This is a genomic window from Burkholderia sp. AU28863, from assembly GCF_002223195.1.
GTDB lineage: Bacteria > Pseudomonadota > Gammaproteobacteria > Burkholderiales > Burkholderiaceae > Burkholderia > Burkholderia sola.
On record NZ_NKFE01000004.1, the window covers coordinates 469,985 to 485,631 of the forward strand.

At 67.9% G+C, this 15,647-nt stretch carries 13 protein-coding genes; 7 read left to right on the plus strand and 6 right to left on the minus strand.

Annotated elements, in window-relative coordinates; translation table 11 throughout:
- Positions 1-78 precede the first annotated feature (78 nt).
- The gene (locus CFB81_RS13730; protein ID WP_089435591.1) at positions 79-3,186 is read left to right on the plus strand and encodes a transglycosylase domain-containing protein; all 3,108 of its coding nucleotides are present in this window, start codon (positions 79-81) and stop codon (positions 3,184-3,186) included.
- A gap of 39 nt (positions 3,187-3,225) precedes the next feature.
- On the opposite strand, the gene CFB81_RS13735 is transcribed toward CFB81_RS13730, so the two are convergent.
- A complete protein-coding gene (locus tag CFB81_RS13735; protein WP_069616846.1) occupies positions 3,226-3,573 on the minus strand; it encodes a GFA family protein in 348 nt (115 codons plus the stop codon).
- A 147-nt stretch (positions 3,574-3,720) separates the two neighbouring features.
- Between CFB81_RS13735 and CFB81_RS13740 the strand changes: the two genes are divergently transcribed.
- Positions 3,721-3,966: a DUF1272 domain-containing protein gene (locus tag CFB81_RS13740; protein WP_006483256.1), complete on the plus strand. Its 246-nt coding sequence runs from the start codon at positions 3,721-3,723 to the stop codon at positions 3,964-3,966.
- A 34-nt stretch (positions 3,967-4,000) separates the two neighbouring features.
- On the opposite strand, the gene CFB81_RS13745 is transcribed toward CFB81_RS13740, so the two are convergent.
- Positions 4,001-4,684 carry a FadR/GntR family transcriptional regulator gene (locus tag CFB81_RS13745; RefSeq protein ID WP_089435592.1) on the minus strand — a complete coding sequence of 228 codons (684 nt, stop codon included), beginning with the start codon at positions 4,682-4,684 and terminating at the stop codon, positions 4,001-4,003.
- 145 nt (positions 4,685-4,829) lie between these two features.
- Between CFB81_RS13745 and dgoD the strand changes: the two genes are divergently transcribed.
- The gene (gene dgoD, locus CFB81_RS13750; RefSeq protein WP_089435593.1) at positions 4,830-5,978 is read left to right on the plus strand and encodes a galactonate dehydratase; all 1,149 of its coding nucleotides are present in this window, start codon (positions 4,830-4,832) and stop codon (positions 5,976-5,978) included.
- 133 nt (positions 5,979-6,111) lie between these two features.
- On the opposite strand, the gene CFB81_RS13755 is transcribed toward dgoD, so the two are convergent.
- Positions 6,112-7,044: a CopD family protein gene (locus CFB81_RS13755; RefSeq protein ID WP_069619626.1), complete on the minus strand. Its 933-nt coding sequence runs from the start codon at positions 7,042-7,044 to the stop codon at positions 6,112-6,114.
- Positions 7,045-7,434: 390 nt separating this feature from the next.
- Between CFB81_RS13755 and CFB81_RS13760 the strand changes: the two genes are divergently transcribed.
- From CFB81_RS13760 to CFB81_RS13770, 3 genes are all read left to right on the plus strand, one after another.
- Positions 7,435-8,199 carry a c-type cytochrome gene (locus tag CFB81_RS13760; protein ID WP_050014600.1) on the plus strand — a complete coding sequence of 255 codons (765 nt, stop codon included), beginning with the start codon at positions 7,435-7,437 and terminating at the stop codon, positions 8,197-8,199.
- Between the two features lie 19 nt (positions 8,200-8,218).
- Positions 8,219-9,517, plus strand: coding sequence for a cytochrome c (locus CFB81_RS13765; protein WP_006477897.1), 1,299 nt, complete (start codon positions 8,219-8,221; stop codon positions 9,515-9,517).
- 137 nt (positions 9,518-9,654) lie between these two features.
- Complete coding sequence (locus CFB81_RS13770) at positions 9,655-11,094, plus strand: DEAD/DEAH box helicase (protein ID WP_069619625.1); 1,440 nt, start codon at positions 9,655-9,657, stop codon at positions 11,092-11,094.
- On the opposite strand, the gene CFB81_RS13775 is transcribed toward CFB81_RS13770, so the two are convergent.
- The 3 genes from CFB81_RS13775 to CFB81_RS13785 all read right to left on the minus strand — a co-directional run bounded on the left by CFB81_RS13775 (position 11,088) and on the right by CFB81_RS13785 (position 14,457).
- Positions 11,088-11,594 carry a hypothetical protein gene (locus tag CFB81_RS13775; protein ID WP_089435594.1) on the minus strand — a complete coding sequence of 169 codons (507 nt, stop codon included), beginning with the start codon at positions 11,592-11,594 and terminating at the stop codon, positions 11,088-11,090. The two genes, CFB81_RS13770 and CFB81_RS13775, sit on opposite strands and share 7 nt — an antisense overlap.
- 70 nt (positions 11,595-11,664) lie before the next feature.
- Positions 11,665-12,492 carry a ferritin-like domain-containing protein gene (locus tag CFB81_RS13780; protein WP_011546143.1) on the minus strand — a complete coding sequence of 276 codons (828 nt, stop codon included), beginning with the start codon at positions 12,490-12,492 and terminating at the stop codon, positions 11,665-11,667.
- Between the two features lie 324 nt (positions 12,493-12,816).
- A complete protein-coding gene (locus CFB81_RS13785) occupies positions 12,817-14,457 on the minus strand; it encodes a gamma-glutamyltransferase family protein (RefSeq protein WP_069619623.1) in 1,641 nt (546 codons plus the stop codon).
- Between the two features lie 211 nt (positions 14,458-14,668).
- On the opposite strand from CFB81_RS13785, the gene CFB81_RS13790 reads away from it, so the two are divergent.
- A complete protein-coding gene (locus CFB81_RS13790) occupies positions 14,669-15,448 on the plus strand; it encodes a DeoR/GlpR family DNA-binding transcription regulator (protein WP_069619622.1) in 780 nt (259 codons plus the stop codon).
- Positions 15,449-15,647: the final 199 nt, after the last annotated feature.

Here is a 15,647-nt window from a genome sequence, read left to right on the forward strand (position 1 = left end):
TGGCAGCCCGCCGCGGAGGACTACACTAATCCTTAATGGGGTGTGGCCGGACAACCGCGCCCTCAGGGAGACGCCGCCATGAATCGGCCGCTGAATCGTATCCTCCCGCGCGTGACCGGTCCCGCATCGGTCTGGACGTGGGTCAAGTGGTCTTTGCTCGCCGCATTGCTGATCGCGGTGGCGATCGTCGCGCGGCTCGTGCAGACCGAGATCGAAACGTCCCGGCTGCAGGCGCGCTATCTGTCCGAGCTCACCCGCGACGTCGGCTATACGGTCGAAGCGGGGCCGAGCGATCACATCCGCTTCCCCGGGAACGGCCCGTACGACCAGCGCTTCGGCTACGCGATGATCCCCGCGTTCCAGCAGCGGCTGCTCGCGCGCGGCTTCGTCGTCAGCGAACAGGCGCGCGATTCGCAGCGGATGCTGTCGCTCGGCGAGCGCGGGTTGTTTCTCCCATACGAAGAGAAAGACCAGACGGGCCTGATGCTGTTCGATTCGACCGGCTCGCCGCTGTTCGCGACCGTGTTCCCGCAGCGCGTCTATGCCGACTTCGACACGGTGCCGCGCGTGATCACCGATTCGCTGCTGTTCATCGAGGATCGCTATCTGCTCGATGCGAACGAACCGAACCGCAACCCGGCGATCGACTGGGGGCGCTTCAGCCGCGCGCTGGCCGACCAGGCGCTGCACGTGGTCAATCGCCATCAGGCGCGCCCGGGCGGCAGCACGCTCGCGACGCAGATCGAAAAATTCCGCCATTCGCCCGAGGGCCGCACCGCGACGCCGCCCGAGAAGCTGCGGCAGATCGCGTCCGCGTCGGTGCGCGCGTACCTGAACGGCCCGCAGACGATGCTCGCGCGCCGCACGATCGTCGTGCGCTACCTGAACTCGGTGCCGCTCGCCGCGCGGCCGCACATCGGAGAAATCACCGGCATCGGCGACGGTCTCGCCGCGTGGTACGGCCGCGACTTCAACGACGTGAATCGCGTGCTGTCCGCGCCGACGACCGGCGACAACGTCGACCAGCAGGGCAAGATGTTCCGCGAGGCGCTGTCGCTGCTGATCGCGCAGCGCGCGCCGTCGTACTTTCTCAACCGCGGCTATCCGACGCTGCAGAGGCTGACCGACAGCTATCTGCGGCTGCTGTCGAACGGCGGCGTGATCTCGCCCGCGCTGCGCGATGCCGCGCTGGCCGCGCAGATCGAACGCAGCGCGCCGCCAGCCGCCGCGCGCGTGCAGTCGTTCGTGTCGCGCAAGGCCGTGACCTCCGCGCGCGCGTCGCTGCTGTCGGCGCTCGGCATCAGCGACCTGTACCAGCTCGACCAGCTCGACCTGCAGGCCACCAGCACGCTCGACAACGGCGTGCAGCAGGCGGTCGCCGAGCGGCTCGCGCGGGCATCGACGCGCGACGGCGCGCAGGCCGCCGGCCTGTACGGTTTCGAGATGCTCGCGCCGAAGGACGACCCGTCGCACCTCACGTACAGCTTCACGCTGTACGAGCACCGCAACGGCGCGAACATGCTGCGCGTGCAGACCGACAGCGTGAACCAGCCGTTCGACGTGAATCGCGGCGGCCGTATCAACCTGGGCTCGACCGCGAAGCTGCGCACGCTGATCACGTACCTGCAGATCGTCGCCGACCTGCACGCGCGCTATGCGCACCTGTCGAACGCGGAGCTGGCGCGCGTGAAGCCCGATCCGATCGACGGGCTGTCGCGCTGGGCGCTCGACTACCTGTCGCATACGCGCGAGCGCTCGCTGCAGGCGATGCTCGATGCGTCGGTCGAGCGCAAGTATTCGGCGAGCCCGGACGTGTTCTACACGGGCGGCGGCGCGCAGGTGTTTTCGAACTTCGAGAAGTCGGACAACGGCCGCATCCTGACGCTGCACGCGGCGTTCGAGCACTCGGTCAACCTCGTGTTCGTGCGGCTGATGCGCGACATCGTTCACTACGAAACGCTGCAGGCGGCCGGCCCGTCGTCGTCGTGGCTCAACGATCCCGCGCAGCGCCAGCATTACCTGCAGCAATTCGTCGACGGCGAAAGCCAGGTCTACGTGAAGCGCTACTACACGCGCTATGCGGGCAAGGCGCCCGACGAAGCACTCGCGCTGATGCTGCGCGACGTACGCAAGTCGCCGCCGAAGCTCGCGACGGTGCTGCGCAGCGTCGCGCCGAACGAGTCGCTCGCATGGTTCGACGCGCAGATGCGCGCGCAACTGAAAGGCACGCCGGCCGCGACGCTGTCCGACGACGATCTCGCCGCGCTCTACGCGAAGTATGCGATCGACCGCTTCAATCTCAACGATCGCGGCTATATCGCGAGCGTCCATCCGCTCGCGCTGTGGACGCTCAACTACCTGCGCGCGCACCCGACCGCGTCGCTCGCCGAGGTTCAGCGCGACAGTCGCGATGCGCGTTTCTACACGTACTCGTGGCTGTACAAGACCCGCTACCACGCGACGCAGGACCGCCGCATCCGCCGCATGGTCGAGCTGCGCGCGTACGCGGAGATCACGAAGTCGTGGCGCGCGCTCGGCTACCCGTTCGCGGAAGTGACGCCGTCGTACGCGGCCGCGATCGGCGCGTCGGGCGACCAGCCGGACGCACTCGCGAAGCTGATCGGCCTGATCGCGAACGGCGGCCAGAAGGCGCCGACCGAGACGATCACGCGGCTCGATTTCGCGAAGGGCACGCCGTATGAAACGCGTTTCGTGCGCGCGGCCGCGCAACCGCAGCCGATGCTGGCGCCGGAGATCGTCAACGTGGCGCACACGCTGCTGCGCGACGTCGTGCTCCATGGCACCGCGCGCCGCCTGGCGGGCGGGCTCACGCTGCCGGACGGCAAGACGCTCGACGTGTACGGCAAGACGGGGACGGGCGACCAGCGCTTCAACGTCTATGCACGCGGCGCGCGGCTGATCGAGTCGCGCAAGGTCAACCGTAGCGGCACCTTCGTGTTCGCGATCGGCGACCGGTTCTTCGGCGTGCTGACGGCGACCGCGCACGAGCCGTATGCGGCGCGCTACGACTTCACGAGCGCGATGGCCGTGCAGTTGCTGAAGTCGATGGCGCCGGCGCTCGCGCCGCTGATCGAACGCCCGGCCGACGCCGGCACGCGCACCGCCGGCCCGGCGCCGCAAGCGGAAACGCCTGCGGCGAACGTGGCGGCCGTGCAACCGTCGTGATCGAGTCGCGCCGCGCAGGCGCCCGCAACCGCGCGCCGCTCAGTGCGAGCGGCCGTCGTAGTGCGTGACGGGCAGCGCGTCGAGATCGACGCCCTCGACGCAGCGCACGTTGATCGCGGCCATTGCGGTGCCGTCCGGATGAACGCCTTCGCCGAACGCGTGAATCCCGCAGCGCTTGCAGAAGCGATGCCGGATCACGTGCTTGTTGAACATGTAGGTCGCGAGATTTTCGTCGGGCGTCAGCAGCGTCATGTGGTCGCGCGGCACGAACCACATCAGCGCGCCCTTGCGCTGACAGATCGAGCAGTTGCACGCCATCACGCCCTGCAGGTCGCCTTCCGCCTCGAACGTCACGTCGCCGCAATGACAGCTTCCGCGATAAAGCATGGTCGTCTCCGGTGCAGCCCGTGCGCAGCACCGGCGCCCAGGCGGGACGCCGTTGGCCGGGCCGATCCAAACGCGTACAGTAGCGCTCGCATGCGCCGCACGCAATGTCCGGGCGGCGCCCATCCCTCGTCGACCCAGGAGACCATCATGCTCGAACTGCGCCCCGGCTGCGAATGCTGCGACAAGGACCTGCCGCCCGATTCGGCGGAAGCGCGCATCTGTACGTTTGAATGTACGTTTTGCGCGACTTGCGCGGACGACGTGCTGAAGGGCCGCTGCCCGAATTGCGGCGGCGACCTGGTCGCGCGGCCGCGGCGGCCGGCGAGCCTGCTCGCGAAGTACCCGCCGTCAACGGAGCGCATCCACAAGCCGGGCGGCTGCGCGAACGCATGACGGTACGCTGCGGGCGCCGCCCGCCCCGCTCCCGTCACGACATCTCGATCCGCGCGCGCGTCACCGCGAGCAGCGTCGCCATCGCGCGGCGCGCGCCGTTCTCGTCGCGTACGCGGATCGCGTCGCTGACGGCCGCATGCTCGGCAAGCGACGCGTTGTACACGTCCGCCCGGCGCGCATTCAATTGCAGTTGCGCCTCGAGCGTGCGATCGATCAGCGCGCCGAGCGGCACCAGCAACTCGTTGCCGCCGGCCTCCAGCACGCTCAGGTGAAAGTGCAGGTCGGCGCGCACCCATTCGTCGACGTTGCGCGCGGCGGCCATCGCGCGCACCGCGCCATCGATCGCGTCGAATGCTTCGGGCGTACGGGTGCGCGCGGCGAGCGCGGCCGCGTGCGGCTCGATCATCTCGCGCATCTCCTGCAGCTTCAGCGCGAACGCGAGCGGCGGCGCGACCCGCGCATACCAGTCGAGCAGGTCGGCATCGAGCAGGTTCCACGCACGGCGGGGCCGCACGCGCGTGCCGACCTTCGGCCGCGATTCGACCAGCCCCTTCGACGTCAGCGTGCGCAGCGCCTCGCGCATCACCGTGCGGCTCACGCCGTACATCTCCATCAGGTCGGGTTCCCTCGGCAGCAGCGATTCGGGCGGATAGTCGCCGCGCAGGATCGCCGTCGCGAGCCGGAAGGCCGTCTGTCCATGCAGGTCGCGTTGAATGATCGTTCTCCGTCGGGCGGCTGCCCACTATCTGCACATTAATGCTATTAATACTATTTTTTGTTCGACTACGCTAGGATAACCGCGAAAGCACGGATCGTGCGCCGCGCCCGCGCGGGCGCGCCGGTCAATCATGGAGACACGCGTCATGAAAATCACCCGCCTCGAAACGTTCGTCGTCCCGCCCCGCTGGCTGTTCCTCAAGATCGAAACCGACGAGGGCGTCATCGGCTGGGGCGAGCCGGTCGTCGAAGGCCGCGCGCACACGGTCGAGGCCGCCGTGCACGAACTGGCCGACTATCTCGTCGGCCGCGACCCGCTCTTGATCGAGGATCACTGGCAGGTGATGTACCGCGCCGGCTTCTACCGCGGCGGCCCGATCATGATGAGCGCGATCGCGGGCGTCGACCAGGCGCTGTGGGACATCAAGGGCAAGCATCACGGCGTGCCCGTGCATGCGCTGCTCGGCGGCCAGGTGCGCGATCGCATCAAGGTGTATTCGTGGATCGGCGGCGATCGGCCGAGCGACGTCGCGAACAACGCGCGCGCGGTGGTCGAGCGCGGCTTCAAGGCCGTGAAGATGAACGGCTCCGAGGAGCTGCAGATCGTCGACACCTACGACAAGGTCGAGCAGGTGATCGCGAACGTCGCGGCGGTGCGCGATGCGGTCGGCCCGCACGTCGGGATCGGCGTCGACTTCCACGGCCGCGTGCACAAGCCGATGGCGAAGGTGCTCGCGAAGGAACTCGATCCGTACAAGCTGATGTTCATCGAGGAACCGGTGCTGTCGGAGAATGCCGAGGCGCTGCGCGACATCGTCAACCAGACCAACACGCCGATCGCGCTCGGCGAGCGGCTCTACTCCCGCTGGGACTTCAAGCACATCCTCGCGGGCGGCTACGTCGACATCATCCAGCCGGACGCATCGCACGCCGGCGGCATCACCGAGTGCCGCAAGATCGCGACGCTCGCGGAAAGCTACGACGTCGCGCTCGCGCTGCATTGCCCGCTGGGGCCGATCGCGCTCGCCGCGTGCCTGCAGCTCGACGCGGTCAGCTACAACGCGTTCATCCAGGAACAGAGCCTCGGCATCCATTACAACCAGGGCAACGACCTGCTCGACTATCTGCGCAATCCCGAGGTGTTCCGCTACGAGGACGGCTTCGTCGCGATCCCGCAAGGCCCGGGGCTCGGCATCGACGTGAACGAGGAGAAGGTGCGCGAGATGGCGAAGACCGGCCATCGCTGGCGCAACCCGGTGTGGCGCCACGCGGACGGCAGCGTCGCCGAGTGGTGATGAACGCTTGAGATAAGAAAGATGCGTGGCGCGGCGCGCGCCGCGCAGTGCGTTCGACACGGCCGCCCCGACACGGCGGCCGTTCTTGCATCCGCACCACGCATGCGGCGCCCCGCCCTGCGCCGTTCGGCCGTCAGCCGAGCGCCGCGAACCCCGGCACGCTGAACGACAGCACGGCCGCCGCGACGAACACGCCGATCATCGTCATCCCTTCGAGATGCAGGATGTTGCGGAACGTGTACGCGTCCTCGGTCGACGCGGTGCGGCGCAGGCGCGGCAGCGCCGAGAAGCGGTTGAGCCCGCCGAGCACGAGCGCGAGCGCGACGAGCAGCAGCTTCAGCAGCAACACGCGCCCCCACGTGCTGCCGTCGAGCGGCGCGAGCGAGCCGCCGAGCCCGCGGATCGCGTTGAGCACGCCGGTGCCGAGCACGAAGACGACCGCGACGATCGACGTGCGCGACAGGTGCTGGCCGATGCGGATCAGCGCGCCGCGCGCGACCGACGTCCCGAGCGCCGGCAGCACCGCGAGCCCGCCCGCGAGCACGAGGCCGCCCCACACGGCGGTGGCCAGCAGGTGCAGCGTCTGCACGCCGACCGCCGCGGACAGCACGCCGCTATCGGCCGCATGGCCGAGCGACGCCTTGCCGGCCGCGACCACGATCACCGCGAGCCACAGCACCGCATGCGCGACCGGGCCGTCCGGCTTCGCGAGCGCGACGATCGCGAGCAGCACCGCGCCGGCGAACGCGACGCTCCACGCGAAGCCCGTATGCGTCTGCATCAGCATGACGGGAATCGCGGCGAACGCGCCGCCGAGCCCCGCGCCGCTCATCGCCGCGGCTTCGTAGACGAGCCAGCCGAGATCGGCGAGCACGAGCGCCAGCGCCGCCGCGACGAGCGAATGTTGCGCGCGCAGCCATGCGGGGTGCGACGGCGCGATGACCGGCCGCGCGCCGTCCTTGCCGAGCCACGCCTTGAACAGCGCCGAGCCGACCGCCATCGCGAACGCCGCATCCATCAGCGCCGCGAGCGCGACCTGACCGATCCACAAGCTGTCGAACTTCATCGCGCACGCCCTCCCGCAAGCGGCAGGCCGGCAGTGCGGCGGCAACGGGGCGGACGGCGGGACGGACGGCGGGAGGCAGGCAACGGCACGGTAGAAAACGTCATCGATGAATCCGGAAACGGGAGAAACGACTGGACCTGCGGCGGAGGCGGCGCCGCGCGACCCGCGAGTGTACGGTCTTCGATGGGGAAAACGCACGCCGGTTCACATGACGCCGGCGCAATGCGCGTCAAATTGTCGCAAGTCGCAAACGGACAGGAACCGATGTCCTTTTGCCAAATAGCCGTCATTACCCATCGATGATAGAATGCCGCGTCGCAGCAGCCCGGCTGTCCTGCCGTCCATGCGCCGAGCCGATCGTAGCCCGGACAAGGTCCCCGACGAATAAACATGGAGTCTCGTGTGTCTTCAAGACGCCTCTTCCGTCCGCTGCTCGCCGTTCTGATGATCGGCGGCGCGGGCCTTATGAGCGCTGCCCAAGCGCAGACCAAGCCCACGGAGCAAGCGCACGCCCAGCAGGCGCCGCTCAAGGCACCCGATACCATGGCCGAGCGCGTGCGCGGCTGTACCGCATGCCACGGCGTCCACGGCCAGGGCACGGACAACGACTACTTCCCGCGTCTTGCCGGCAAGCCGGCCGAGTACCTGTACAACCAGCTCGTCAACTTCCGCGACGGCCGGCGCAAGTACCCGCCGATGAACTATCTGCTGACGTACCTGAACGACGATTACCTGAAGGAAATCGCCGAGCACTTCTCGGCCGAACGTCCGCCGTACCCGACGCCGGCGAAGCCGACGCTGCCGGCCGCGACGCTCGCACGCGGCAAGCAGCTCGTCACGCAAGGCGACCCGTCGCGCAAGCTGCCGGCCTGCGTGGCCTGCCACGGCGCAGGGCTGACCGGCATGCAGCCGGCGATCCCGGGCCTCGTCGGCCTGCACGCCGATTACCTGAGCGCGCAGCTCGGCGCATGGCGCTCGGGCAACCGCCACGCGAAGGCGCCCGATTGCATGCACGACATCGCCGCGAAGCTTTCCGACGAAGACGTGACGGCCGTGACCGCGTGGCTCGCCGCGCAACCGGCGCCCGCCAACCCCGTGCCGGCCCCGGCGCGTTCGATGAAGACTCCGCTCGCCTGCGGCAGCGAACCGCAATAAGGCAAGGGAGACAGACACAATGAAACGCAAGTCCCTGTTTGCACTCTCGGCCGTCGCGATCGTCGCGGCTGCCGCCCTCGTGCCGGTCCTGTGGCCGGGCAACGACACGCTGCACGGCGCTGCCGCCGTCGCGGCCACGCCGGCCGACCAGGCCGCGCTGATCAAGAAGGGCGAATACCTCGCGCGCGTCGGCGACTGTATCGCGTGCCACACCGTGCGCGGCGGCAAGTCGTTCGCGGGCGGCCTGCCGATGGCGACGCCGTTCGGCACGATGTACACGCCGAACATCACGCCCGACGACCAGAACGGTATCGGCAAGTGGACGTCGGACGACTTCTACCGTGCAATGCACACGGGTCGCTCGAAGGACGGCAGCCTGCTGTACCCGGGTTTCCCGTTCGCGAGCTACACGAAGGTCACGCGCGCCGATTCGGACGCGATCTACGCGTACCTGCGTTCGGTCCCGCCCGTGTCGGTGCCGAGCCGTCCGCACGAACTGAAGTTCCCGTTCAACAACCGCAACCTGCTGATCGGCTGGCGCACGCTGTTCTTCAAGGAAGGCGAATACAAGCCGGATCCGACGAAGTCGGTCGAATGGAACCGCGGCGCGTATCTCGTCGAAGGCCTCGGCCACTGCTCGATGTGCCACACGTCGATCAACATGATGGGCGGCCCGGTGAGCTCGTCGGCGTTCGCCGGCGGCCTGATCCCGCTGCAGAACTGGTATGCGCCGTCGCTGACGAACGACAAGGAACTCGGCCTCGGCGACTGGCACGTGCAGGAGCTGTCCGACCTGCTGCAAGCCGGCGTGTCGCAGAAGGGTGCGGTATTCGGCCCGATGGCGGACGTGGTCCACAACAGCCTGCAGTACATGACCGACGAAGATACGCGCGCGATGTCGACGTACCTGAAGTCGATCCCGCAGAAGGCTGAAGCGCCGAAGAACATGCAGTACGAGCCGTCGAAGCAGTTCGGCAACGCGCTGTTCGACCAGGGCAAGAAGATCTACGCGGACAACTGCGCGACCTGCCACGCCGAGACCGGCGCGGGCAAGCCGCCGGCCTATCCGCCGCTCGCGGGCAACCACTCGATCATGATGGAATCGGCCGTCAACCCGATCCGCATGGTGCTGAATGGCGGCTATCCGCCGAGCACGTTCAAGAATCCGCGTCCGTACGGGATGCCGCCGTTCGCGCAGTCGCTGTCGAACCAGGAAGTCGCGGCGGTCGTCACGTATATCCGGATGTCTTGGGGTAACAACGGTACGCCGATCTCGCCGCAACAGGTGAGCGATCTGCGTTCCGCGCCGCTCGACTAAGAAGCGGCTCACACAAACGGGGCGCGGCTGCGGGAAACCGCGGCCGCGCCCTTTTGCTTTCTGGCTGTTTTGCGATGCAGGTTTGACGCGCGGGCCGCGCGACGCATCGCCGATCATAAAACTCAAGAGTGGTATCTATGTCTTTCGAATCTCTCGGCCTGGCCGAACCGCTGGTCAAGGCGGTCAACGAGCTCGGCTACACGTCGCCGACCCCGATCCAGCAGCAGGCGATCCCGGCCGTCCTCGGCGGCGGCGACCTGCTCGCCGGCGCGCAAACCGGCACCGGCAAGACCGCCGGCTTCACGCTGCCGATCCTGCAACGCCTGCACACGTTCTACGCGGAGCACCGTGGCGCGAAGCGCGCGGTTCGCGCGCTGATCCTCACGCCGACGCGCGAACTCGCCGCCCAGGTCGAGGAAAGCGTGCGCGCGTACAGCAAGTACCTGAAGCTGCGTTCGACCGTGATGTTCGGCGGCGTCAGCATCAATCCGCAGATCGATGCGCTCAAGCGCGGCGTCGACATCGTCGTCGCGACGCCGGGGCGCCTGCTCGACCACATGCAGCAGAAGACCATCGACCTGTCGGATCTCGACATCCTCGTGCTCGACGAAGCCGACCGGATGCTCGACATGGGGTTCATCCACGACATCAAGCGCGTGCTCGCGAAGCTGCCGCCGCAGCGCCAGAACCTGCTGTTCTCGGCCACTTTCTCCGATGAAATCAAGGCGCTCGCCGACAGCCTGCTCGACTCGCCCGCGCTGATCGAGGTCGCCCGCCGCAACACGACCGCCGAGAGCGTCGCGCAGAAGATCCACCCGGTCGACCGCGACCGCAAGCGCGAGCTGCTCACGCACCTGATCCGCGAACACAACTGGTTCCAGGTGCTGGTGTTCACGCGCACCAAGCACGGCGCGAACCGGCTCGCCGAGCAGTTGACGAAGGACGGCATCAGCGCGATGGCGATCCACGGCAACAAGAGCCAGTCGGCGCGTACGCGCGCGCTGGCCGAGTTCAAGAACAGCACGCTGCAGGTGCTCGTCGCGACCGATATCGCCGCGCGCGGGATCGACATCGACCAGTTGCCGCACGTCGTCAACTTCGACCTGCCGAACGTGCCCGAGGATTACGTGCACCGGATCGGCCGCACGGGCCGCGCGGGTGCGACCGGCGAAGCCGTGTCGCTCGTGTGCGTCGACGAGAAGCAGCTGCTGCGCGACATCGAGCGGCTGATCAAGCGCGAGATCCCGCAGGAAGTGATCGCGGGCTTCGAACCCGATCCGAACGCGAAACCGGAGCCGATCCAGCAGCGCCGCGGCCAGCAGCAACCGCGCGGCGGAGGCAATCGCCAGCCGCGTGCCGGCGGCTCAGGCCAGCCTGCCGCGAAACGCGACGGCAACGCACAACCGAAGGCGACGCAGCAGAAGGCCGCGAAGCCGCGCACGCAAGGCGGCGCCGGTGCCGGTGGCAATGGCGGCGGACGTCCGGCAGGCGGCGGCAACGGCGCCCGCCCGGCAAGCGGCAACGCCGCGCATCCGAACCGCAACCGTTCGTCGCGCAGCGGCCAGCGCGGTCACTGAAGCCGCGCGGCCGCGCGCCGCAGGTGCTCGATCTGGCGTTGCCAGCGTGCGAGCACCGCGGCGCGCTCCCCTTCCAGCGAGAACGTGACGCCTGTCGCGAGACGCGCATAGCCGACCCGCTGCGCATCGCCGTGCGCGATCGTCGCAGCGAATCCGGCCAATCCGCCGACATCCCCTTCGAGCGGCATCATCTCCAGTTGCGCCTGAAAGAACGCACCGTCCGCGACGAGCGTCAACGCGGCCATACGCCGTTGCGCGATCGCGCGCGCCGCCCGCGACTGCGGCCAGAGCGCGATCAGCAGCGTGCGCGCATCGTGCGCATAGATCTCGCCGACGCCGAGCAGCGTCGTGCGCAGCTGGCCATCGTCGGTCGCGACGATCAGCGACGCGGCGATGTCCGCGTGACGCTCGAGCGCGGTGCCGTCGAACAGCGACACGACGGCGGACGGCCACGCGTCGAACGTCCATTGTTCGAGTGCGTGGCGATGAGTATCGGTCATGATGGCGTGGCCCGGCTGCGGATCGGATGAGGAAGTGCCAGCATACGCGCGACGGGCCGCGCCGCGGCGATCAGCGCAGGAAAACGTGCCGCGTGATCTTCGTGAGCGGATAGTGGACGCCCGGCTGGATCTTCGCGGGCAGGTCGAGCGGCTTGAGTAGCATCTTCACGCACATGTCGGCCGACAGGTTGCGGCGGACCAGCGAATTGATGCGCGCGGCGCGCTCGCGGTTGTACTGGCTGTCGCCGACGCGGTCCGGATAGCGGATCGCGAACACGTGGCGCAGCGCGATCTCGGAATCCTCGTTCTTGATTTCCATCACGCGGCGCGCGAGCGCACCGAGCACCGCGAGCCGGCCATTGCCTTCGACCTGGTTGTACTTCTTGAAGAACTTGAAGAAGTGCTTGTAGTGACGCACTTCGTCCGTGCGGATGTTGTCGGTGATTTCCTTCAGCACCGGCTCGTCCGAGCATTCGTTGATCGCGCGATAGAGCGTGGCCGTGCCCGTCTCGACGACGCAGCGCGCGACCATTTCGAGCGCGCGGGTTTTTTCGAACGCCTCGACCGAACAGGTCTTCGAATACTCGGCGAAGAAATTCGCGAAGGCCGTATCCCAGTCGAACTCGGGCCACACGTGCGCGATGTACGCCTTCAGTGCGCGGCCGTGCTGCAATTCTTCGGGCTCCCATGCATTGTTGAGCCATGCGGAGACTTCCGGATCGTCATTGAAGAATTCGCTCAGATTGCTCGTATAGAGATCCGAGCCGCTCTCGATGAACGACGACGCGCACAGCAGCAGCAGCAGATCCTCGTTCGCGGCGGCACGCTGGCGATCGATCCGGTTCAGGTCGATGTCCTCGATACGCCACGGCATCACATGCGTCGTTTTGGTGTCCATGGTAGTGCGCTCCCAGTCGTCGCGCGGAGGCCGGCCCATGCCTGGGGCACAGGCGCCAGCCGATCCGCAGGCGGCGTTTTACTTGCGTTTATAGTGAGTCGGTCCGGCCGAACCATCCTGGCATCTTAGCCGGACTTTGAAGTTCGTGCTCCAGAGCACTGACCATACCCGACGAGCGCAGTTCCACGGCGTCTGTTGCCGTTCGTTAGACGAGTCCTTCAAACCGCTTGCGCGCGTTCGATGGTATGCGGCGCGCCAAACGAAACGGGCGGCCGCCGGGCCGCCCGTGATGGGGAAACTGCAGCGCGAGCTGGAAGCGATCCGTCAGAAACCGGCCGCGAGCCCGTCGCGCCGGCTGTCGCTCGCGGCCACGTAGCCGCGCTCCGGATCGTCGGGATCGAGACGCCACACGAACTGCCCCGAACCGAAATCCATGTAAGGATCGTCGATCGACTGGATCGTATGGCCGCGGGCGGCCAGCGCGTCGACCGTCGCGCGGTTCATCGTCGCCTCGACGTCGAGCGTGAAGTCGCGGTTGACCTTCCAGCGCGGCGCGCAACACGCGGCCTGCGGCTGCTGGCCATAGCCGAGCATCCGCACGATGGTCTGCAGGTGGCCCTGCGGCTGCATGTCGCCGCCCATCACGCCGAAGCTCATCACGGCCTCGGTGCGGCCGTCGGCCTCCTCGGTGACGAACGCCGGGATGATCGTGTGGAACGGCCGCTTGCCGCCCGCGACGACGTTCGGCGAAGCCGGGTCCATCGAGAAGCCGTGCCCGCGGTTCTGCAGCGCAATGCCGGTGCCGGGCACGACGAGCCCCGAGCCGAAGCCCATGTAGTTCGACTGGATGAAGCTCACCATCATCCCGCGCTCGTCGGCCGCCGACAGGTAGATCGTGCCGCCCGAACGCGGACGACCGGCGGCGAAGTGCGTCGCACGCGCGCGATCGATCAGCTTCGCGCGTTCGGCGAGATACGCATCGTCGAGCATCTGTTCGGGCGTGACGTCCATCGCGCGCGGATCGGCGACGTAGCGATAGACGTCCGCGAACGCGAGTTTCATCGCCTCGATCTGCAGATGCTGCGAATCGACCGAGTCGACCGGCCACTCGGTCACGCCCGCATGCTCGGCGATGCCGAGCGCGATCAGCGCGGCAATGCCCTGCCCGTTCGGCGGGATCTCGTGAATCGTGTGACGGCCGAAACGCTTGCCGATCGGCTCGACCCATTCCGGCCGGTACGCGCGCAGGTCGGCTTCGGTCAGCGCGCCGCCGCCTTCGCGCGCGAACGCGGCGATACGCTCGGCGAGCGCGCCTTCGTAGAACGCCCGCGCGCCGTCCTTCGCGAGCGTGCGCAGCGTCTGCGCATGACCGGGCAGGCACACGCGTTCGCCGACGAGCGGCGCGCGGCCAAGCGGCATGAAGGTGTCCGCGAAACCGGGCAGCCCCTGCAGTTCGGGGACGGCCGCCGCCCACTTGTGCGCGACGATCGGCGGCACCGAATAGCCGCGCTCCGCGATCTCGATCGCCGGCTCGAGCAGGTCCGCGAACGGCAGCGAACCGAACTTCGCGTGCAGCGCTTCCCAGCCCGCGATCACGCCCGGCACGGTAACGGTGTCCCAGCCGCGCGTCGGCTTGTTCGCGATGCCGCGCGCATCCTCGCCGTGGCGCTTGCGGAAGTAGTCGACGTTCCATGCGGCCGGCGCGACGCCCGATGCGTTGAGCCCCGACAGTCGCTCGCCATCCCAGACGAGCGCGAACGCATCGCCGCCGAGCCCGCACGACACGGGCTCGACGACCGTGATCGCGGCGGCCGCGGCCAGCGCCGCGTCGACCGCGTTGCCGCCCTTCCACAGCATCCGCAGCCCGGCCTGCGCGGCAAGCGGGTGCGACGTCGACACGACATTGCGCGCGAACACCGGAATACGGGTCGACGGATACGGGTTGTGCCAGTTGAAGCCACTCATCGAGACCACCTCGTCGAAAGCTGAATGAACGGGCCCGCGCGAGCGGGCAATCCGCCATTCCAGCGCGATCGGCGCGATCGCACAAATTCATTTGTCACATGAATCCATGTAGTTTCCGCATGAATCGTGCGCGCCGATGTCCGGCAGGCCGGCCGAACGCCGTTGCCGCCCTTACAATACCCGCTCCGTCTCACGACACGACCATCGAGCCATGACCCGAGATCCCCGCCTCACCCTCAACGCGCGCCAGCAGGAATTGCTCGAATGGGTGCAGCGCGACGGCTTCGTGACCGTCGACGATCTCGCCGCGCACTTCGCGGTCACGCCGCAGACGATCCGCCGCGACGTGAACTGGCTCGCCGACCTGAACCTGCTGCGCCGCTACCATGGCGGCGCGAGCTTGCCGACCAGCTCGGAGAACGTGTCGTACACCGCGCGCCAGCGGATGTTCCACGACGAGAAGCGGCGCATCGCGGCGCTCGCGGCGTCGCACATCCCCGACCAGGCGTCGCTGTTCATCAACCTCGGCACGACGACCGAGGAAGTCGCGCGCGCGCTGAACCGCCATCACGGGCTGCACGTGATCACGAACAACCTGAACGTCGCGTCGATGATGAGCGGCTATCCCGACTGCGAGGTGCTGATCACGGGCGGCATCGTGCGGCCGTGGGACAAGGGCATCGTCGGCGAGCTCGCGATCGACTTCATCCGGCAGTTCAAGGTCGACTACGCGATCATCGGCACGTCGGCGATCGAGGCCGACGGCACGCTGCGCGATTTCGACACGCGCGAGGTGCGCGTCGCCGAGGCGATCATGCAGCATGCGCGCACGGTCTACCTCGTCACCGATCATTCGAAGGTCGGCCGCCCGGCGCTCGTGCGCCAGGGCCATCTGAGCCAGGTGCACGCGCTCTTCACCGACAAGCCGCTGCCGCCCGAGATGGACGACACGGTGGCCGCCGCCGGCACCCAGGTGTACGTCGCGGAATGACGGTCGCGATGCTGCACCGCACCTGAAACTTCAAGTGAAATCAAGAAGTTGGCGCCGCGCACGAACCGCTTGTGGCATGCGCTTCTGTCAAACGGAAAATTAACGGGGCACGATTTGTCGTTGCGTGCGCGCTCGACTAGACTCCAGTTCCCCGGCCCGTTCGCCGATCCGCCTGTGCCAGGGCGGTGCGAATTGCAGG

Excerpts from the sequence above, each read along its gene's own strand:
- CFB81_RS13730 (WP_089435591.1), top strand. The coding sequence starts at position 79 with ATGAATCGGCCGCTGAATCGTATCCTCCCGCGCGTGACCGGTCCCGCA.
- CFB81_RS13735 (WP_069616846.1), bottom strand. The coding sequence starts at position 3,573 with ATGCTTTATCGCGGAAGCTGTCATTGCGGCGACGTGACGTTCGAGGCG.
- CFB81_RS13740 (WP_006483256.1), top strand. The coding sequence starts at position 3,721 with ATGCTCGAACTGCGCCCCGGCTGCGAATGCTGCGACAAGGACCTGCCG.
- dgoD (WP_089435593.1), top strand. The coding sequence starts at position 4,830 with ATGAAAATCACCCGCCTCGAAACGTTCGTCGTCCCGCCCCGCTGGCTG.
- CFB81_RS13755 (WP_069619626.1), bottom strand. The coding sequence starts at position 7,044 with ATGAAGTTCGACAGCTTGTGGATCGGTCAGGTCGCGCTCGCGGCGCTG.
- CFB81_RS13760 (WP_050014600.1), top strand. The coding sequence starts at position 7,435 with ATGGAGTCTCGTGTGTCTTCAAGACGCCTCTTCCGTCCGCTGCTCGCC.
- CFB81_RS13765 (WP_006477897.1), top strand. The coding sequence starts at position 8,219 with ATGAAACGCAAGTCCCTGTTTGCACTCTCGGCCGTCGCGATCGTCGCG.
- CFB81_RS13770 (WP_069619625.1), top strand. The coding sequence starts at position 9,655 with ATGTCTTTCGAATCTCTCGGCCTGGCCGAACCGCTGGTCAAGGCGGTC.
- CFB81_RS13775 (WP_089435594.1), bottom strand. The coding sequence starts at position 11,594 with ATGACCGATACTCATCGCCACGCACTCGAACAATGGACGTTCGACGCG.
- CFB81_RS13780 (WP_011546143.1), bottom strand. The coding sequence starts at position 12,492 with ATGGACACCAAAACGACGCATGTGATGCCGTGGCGTATCGAGGACATC.
- CFB81_RS13785 (WP_069619623.1), bottom strand. The coding sequence starts at position 14,457 with ATGAGTGGCTTCAACTGGCACAACCCGTATCCGTCGACCCGTATTCCG.
- CFB81_RS13790 (WP_069619622.1), top strand. The coding sequence starts at position 14,669 with ATGACCCGAGATCCCCGCCTCACCCTCAACGCGCGCCAGCAGGAATTG.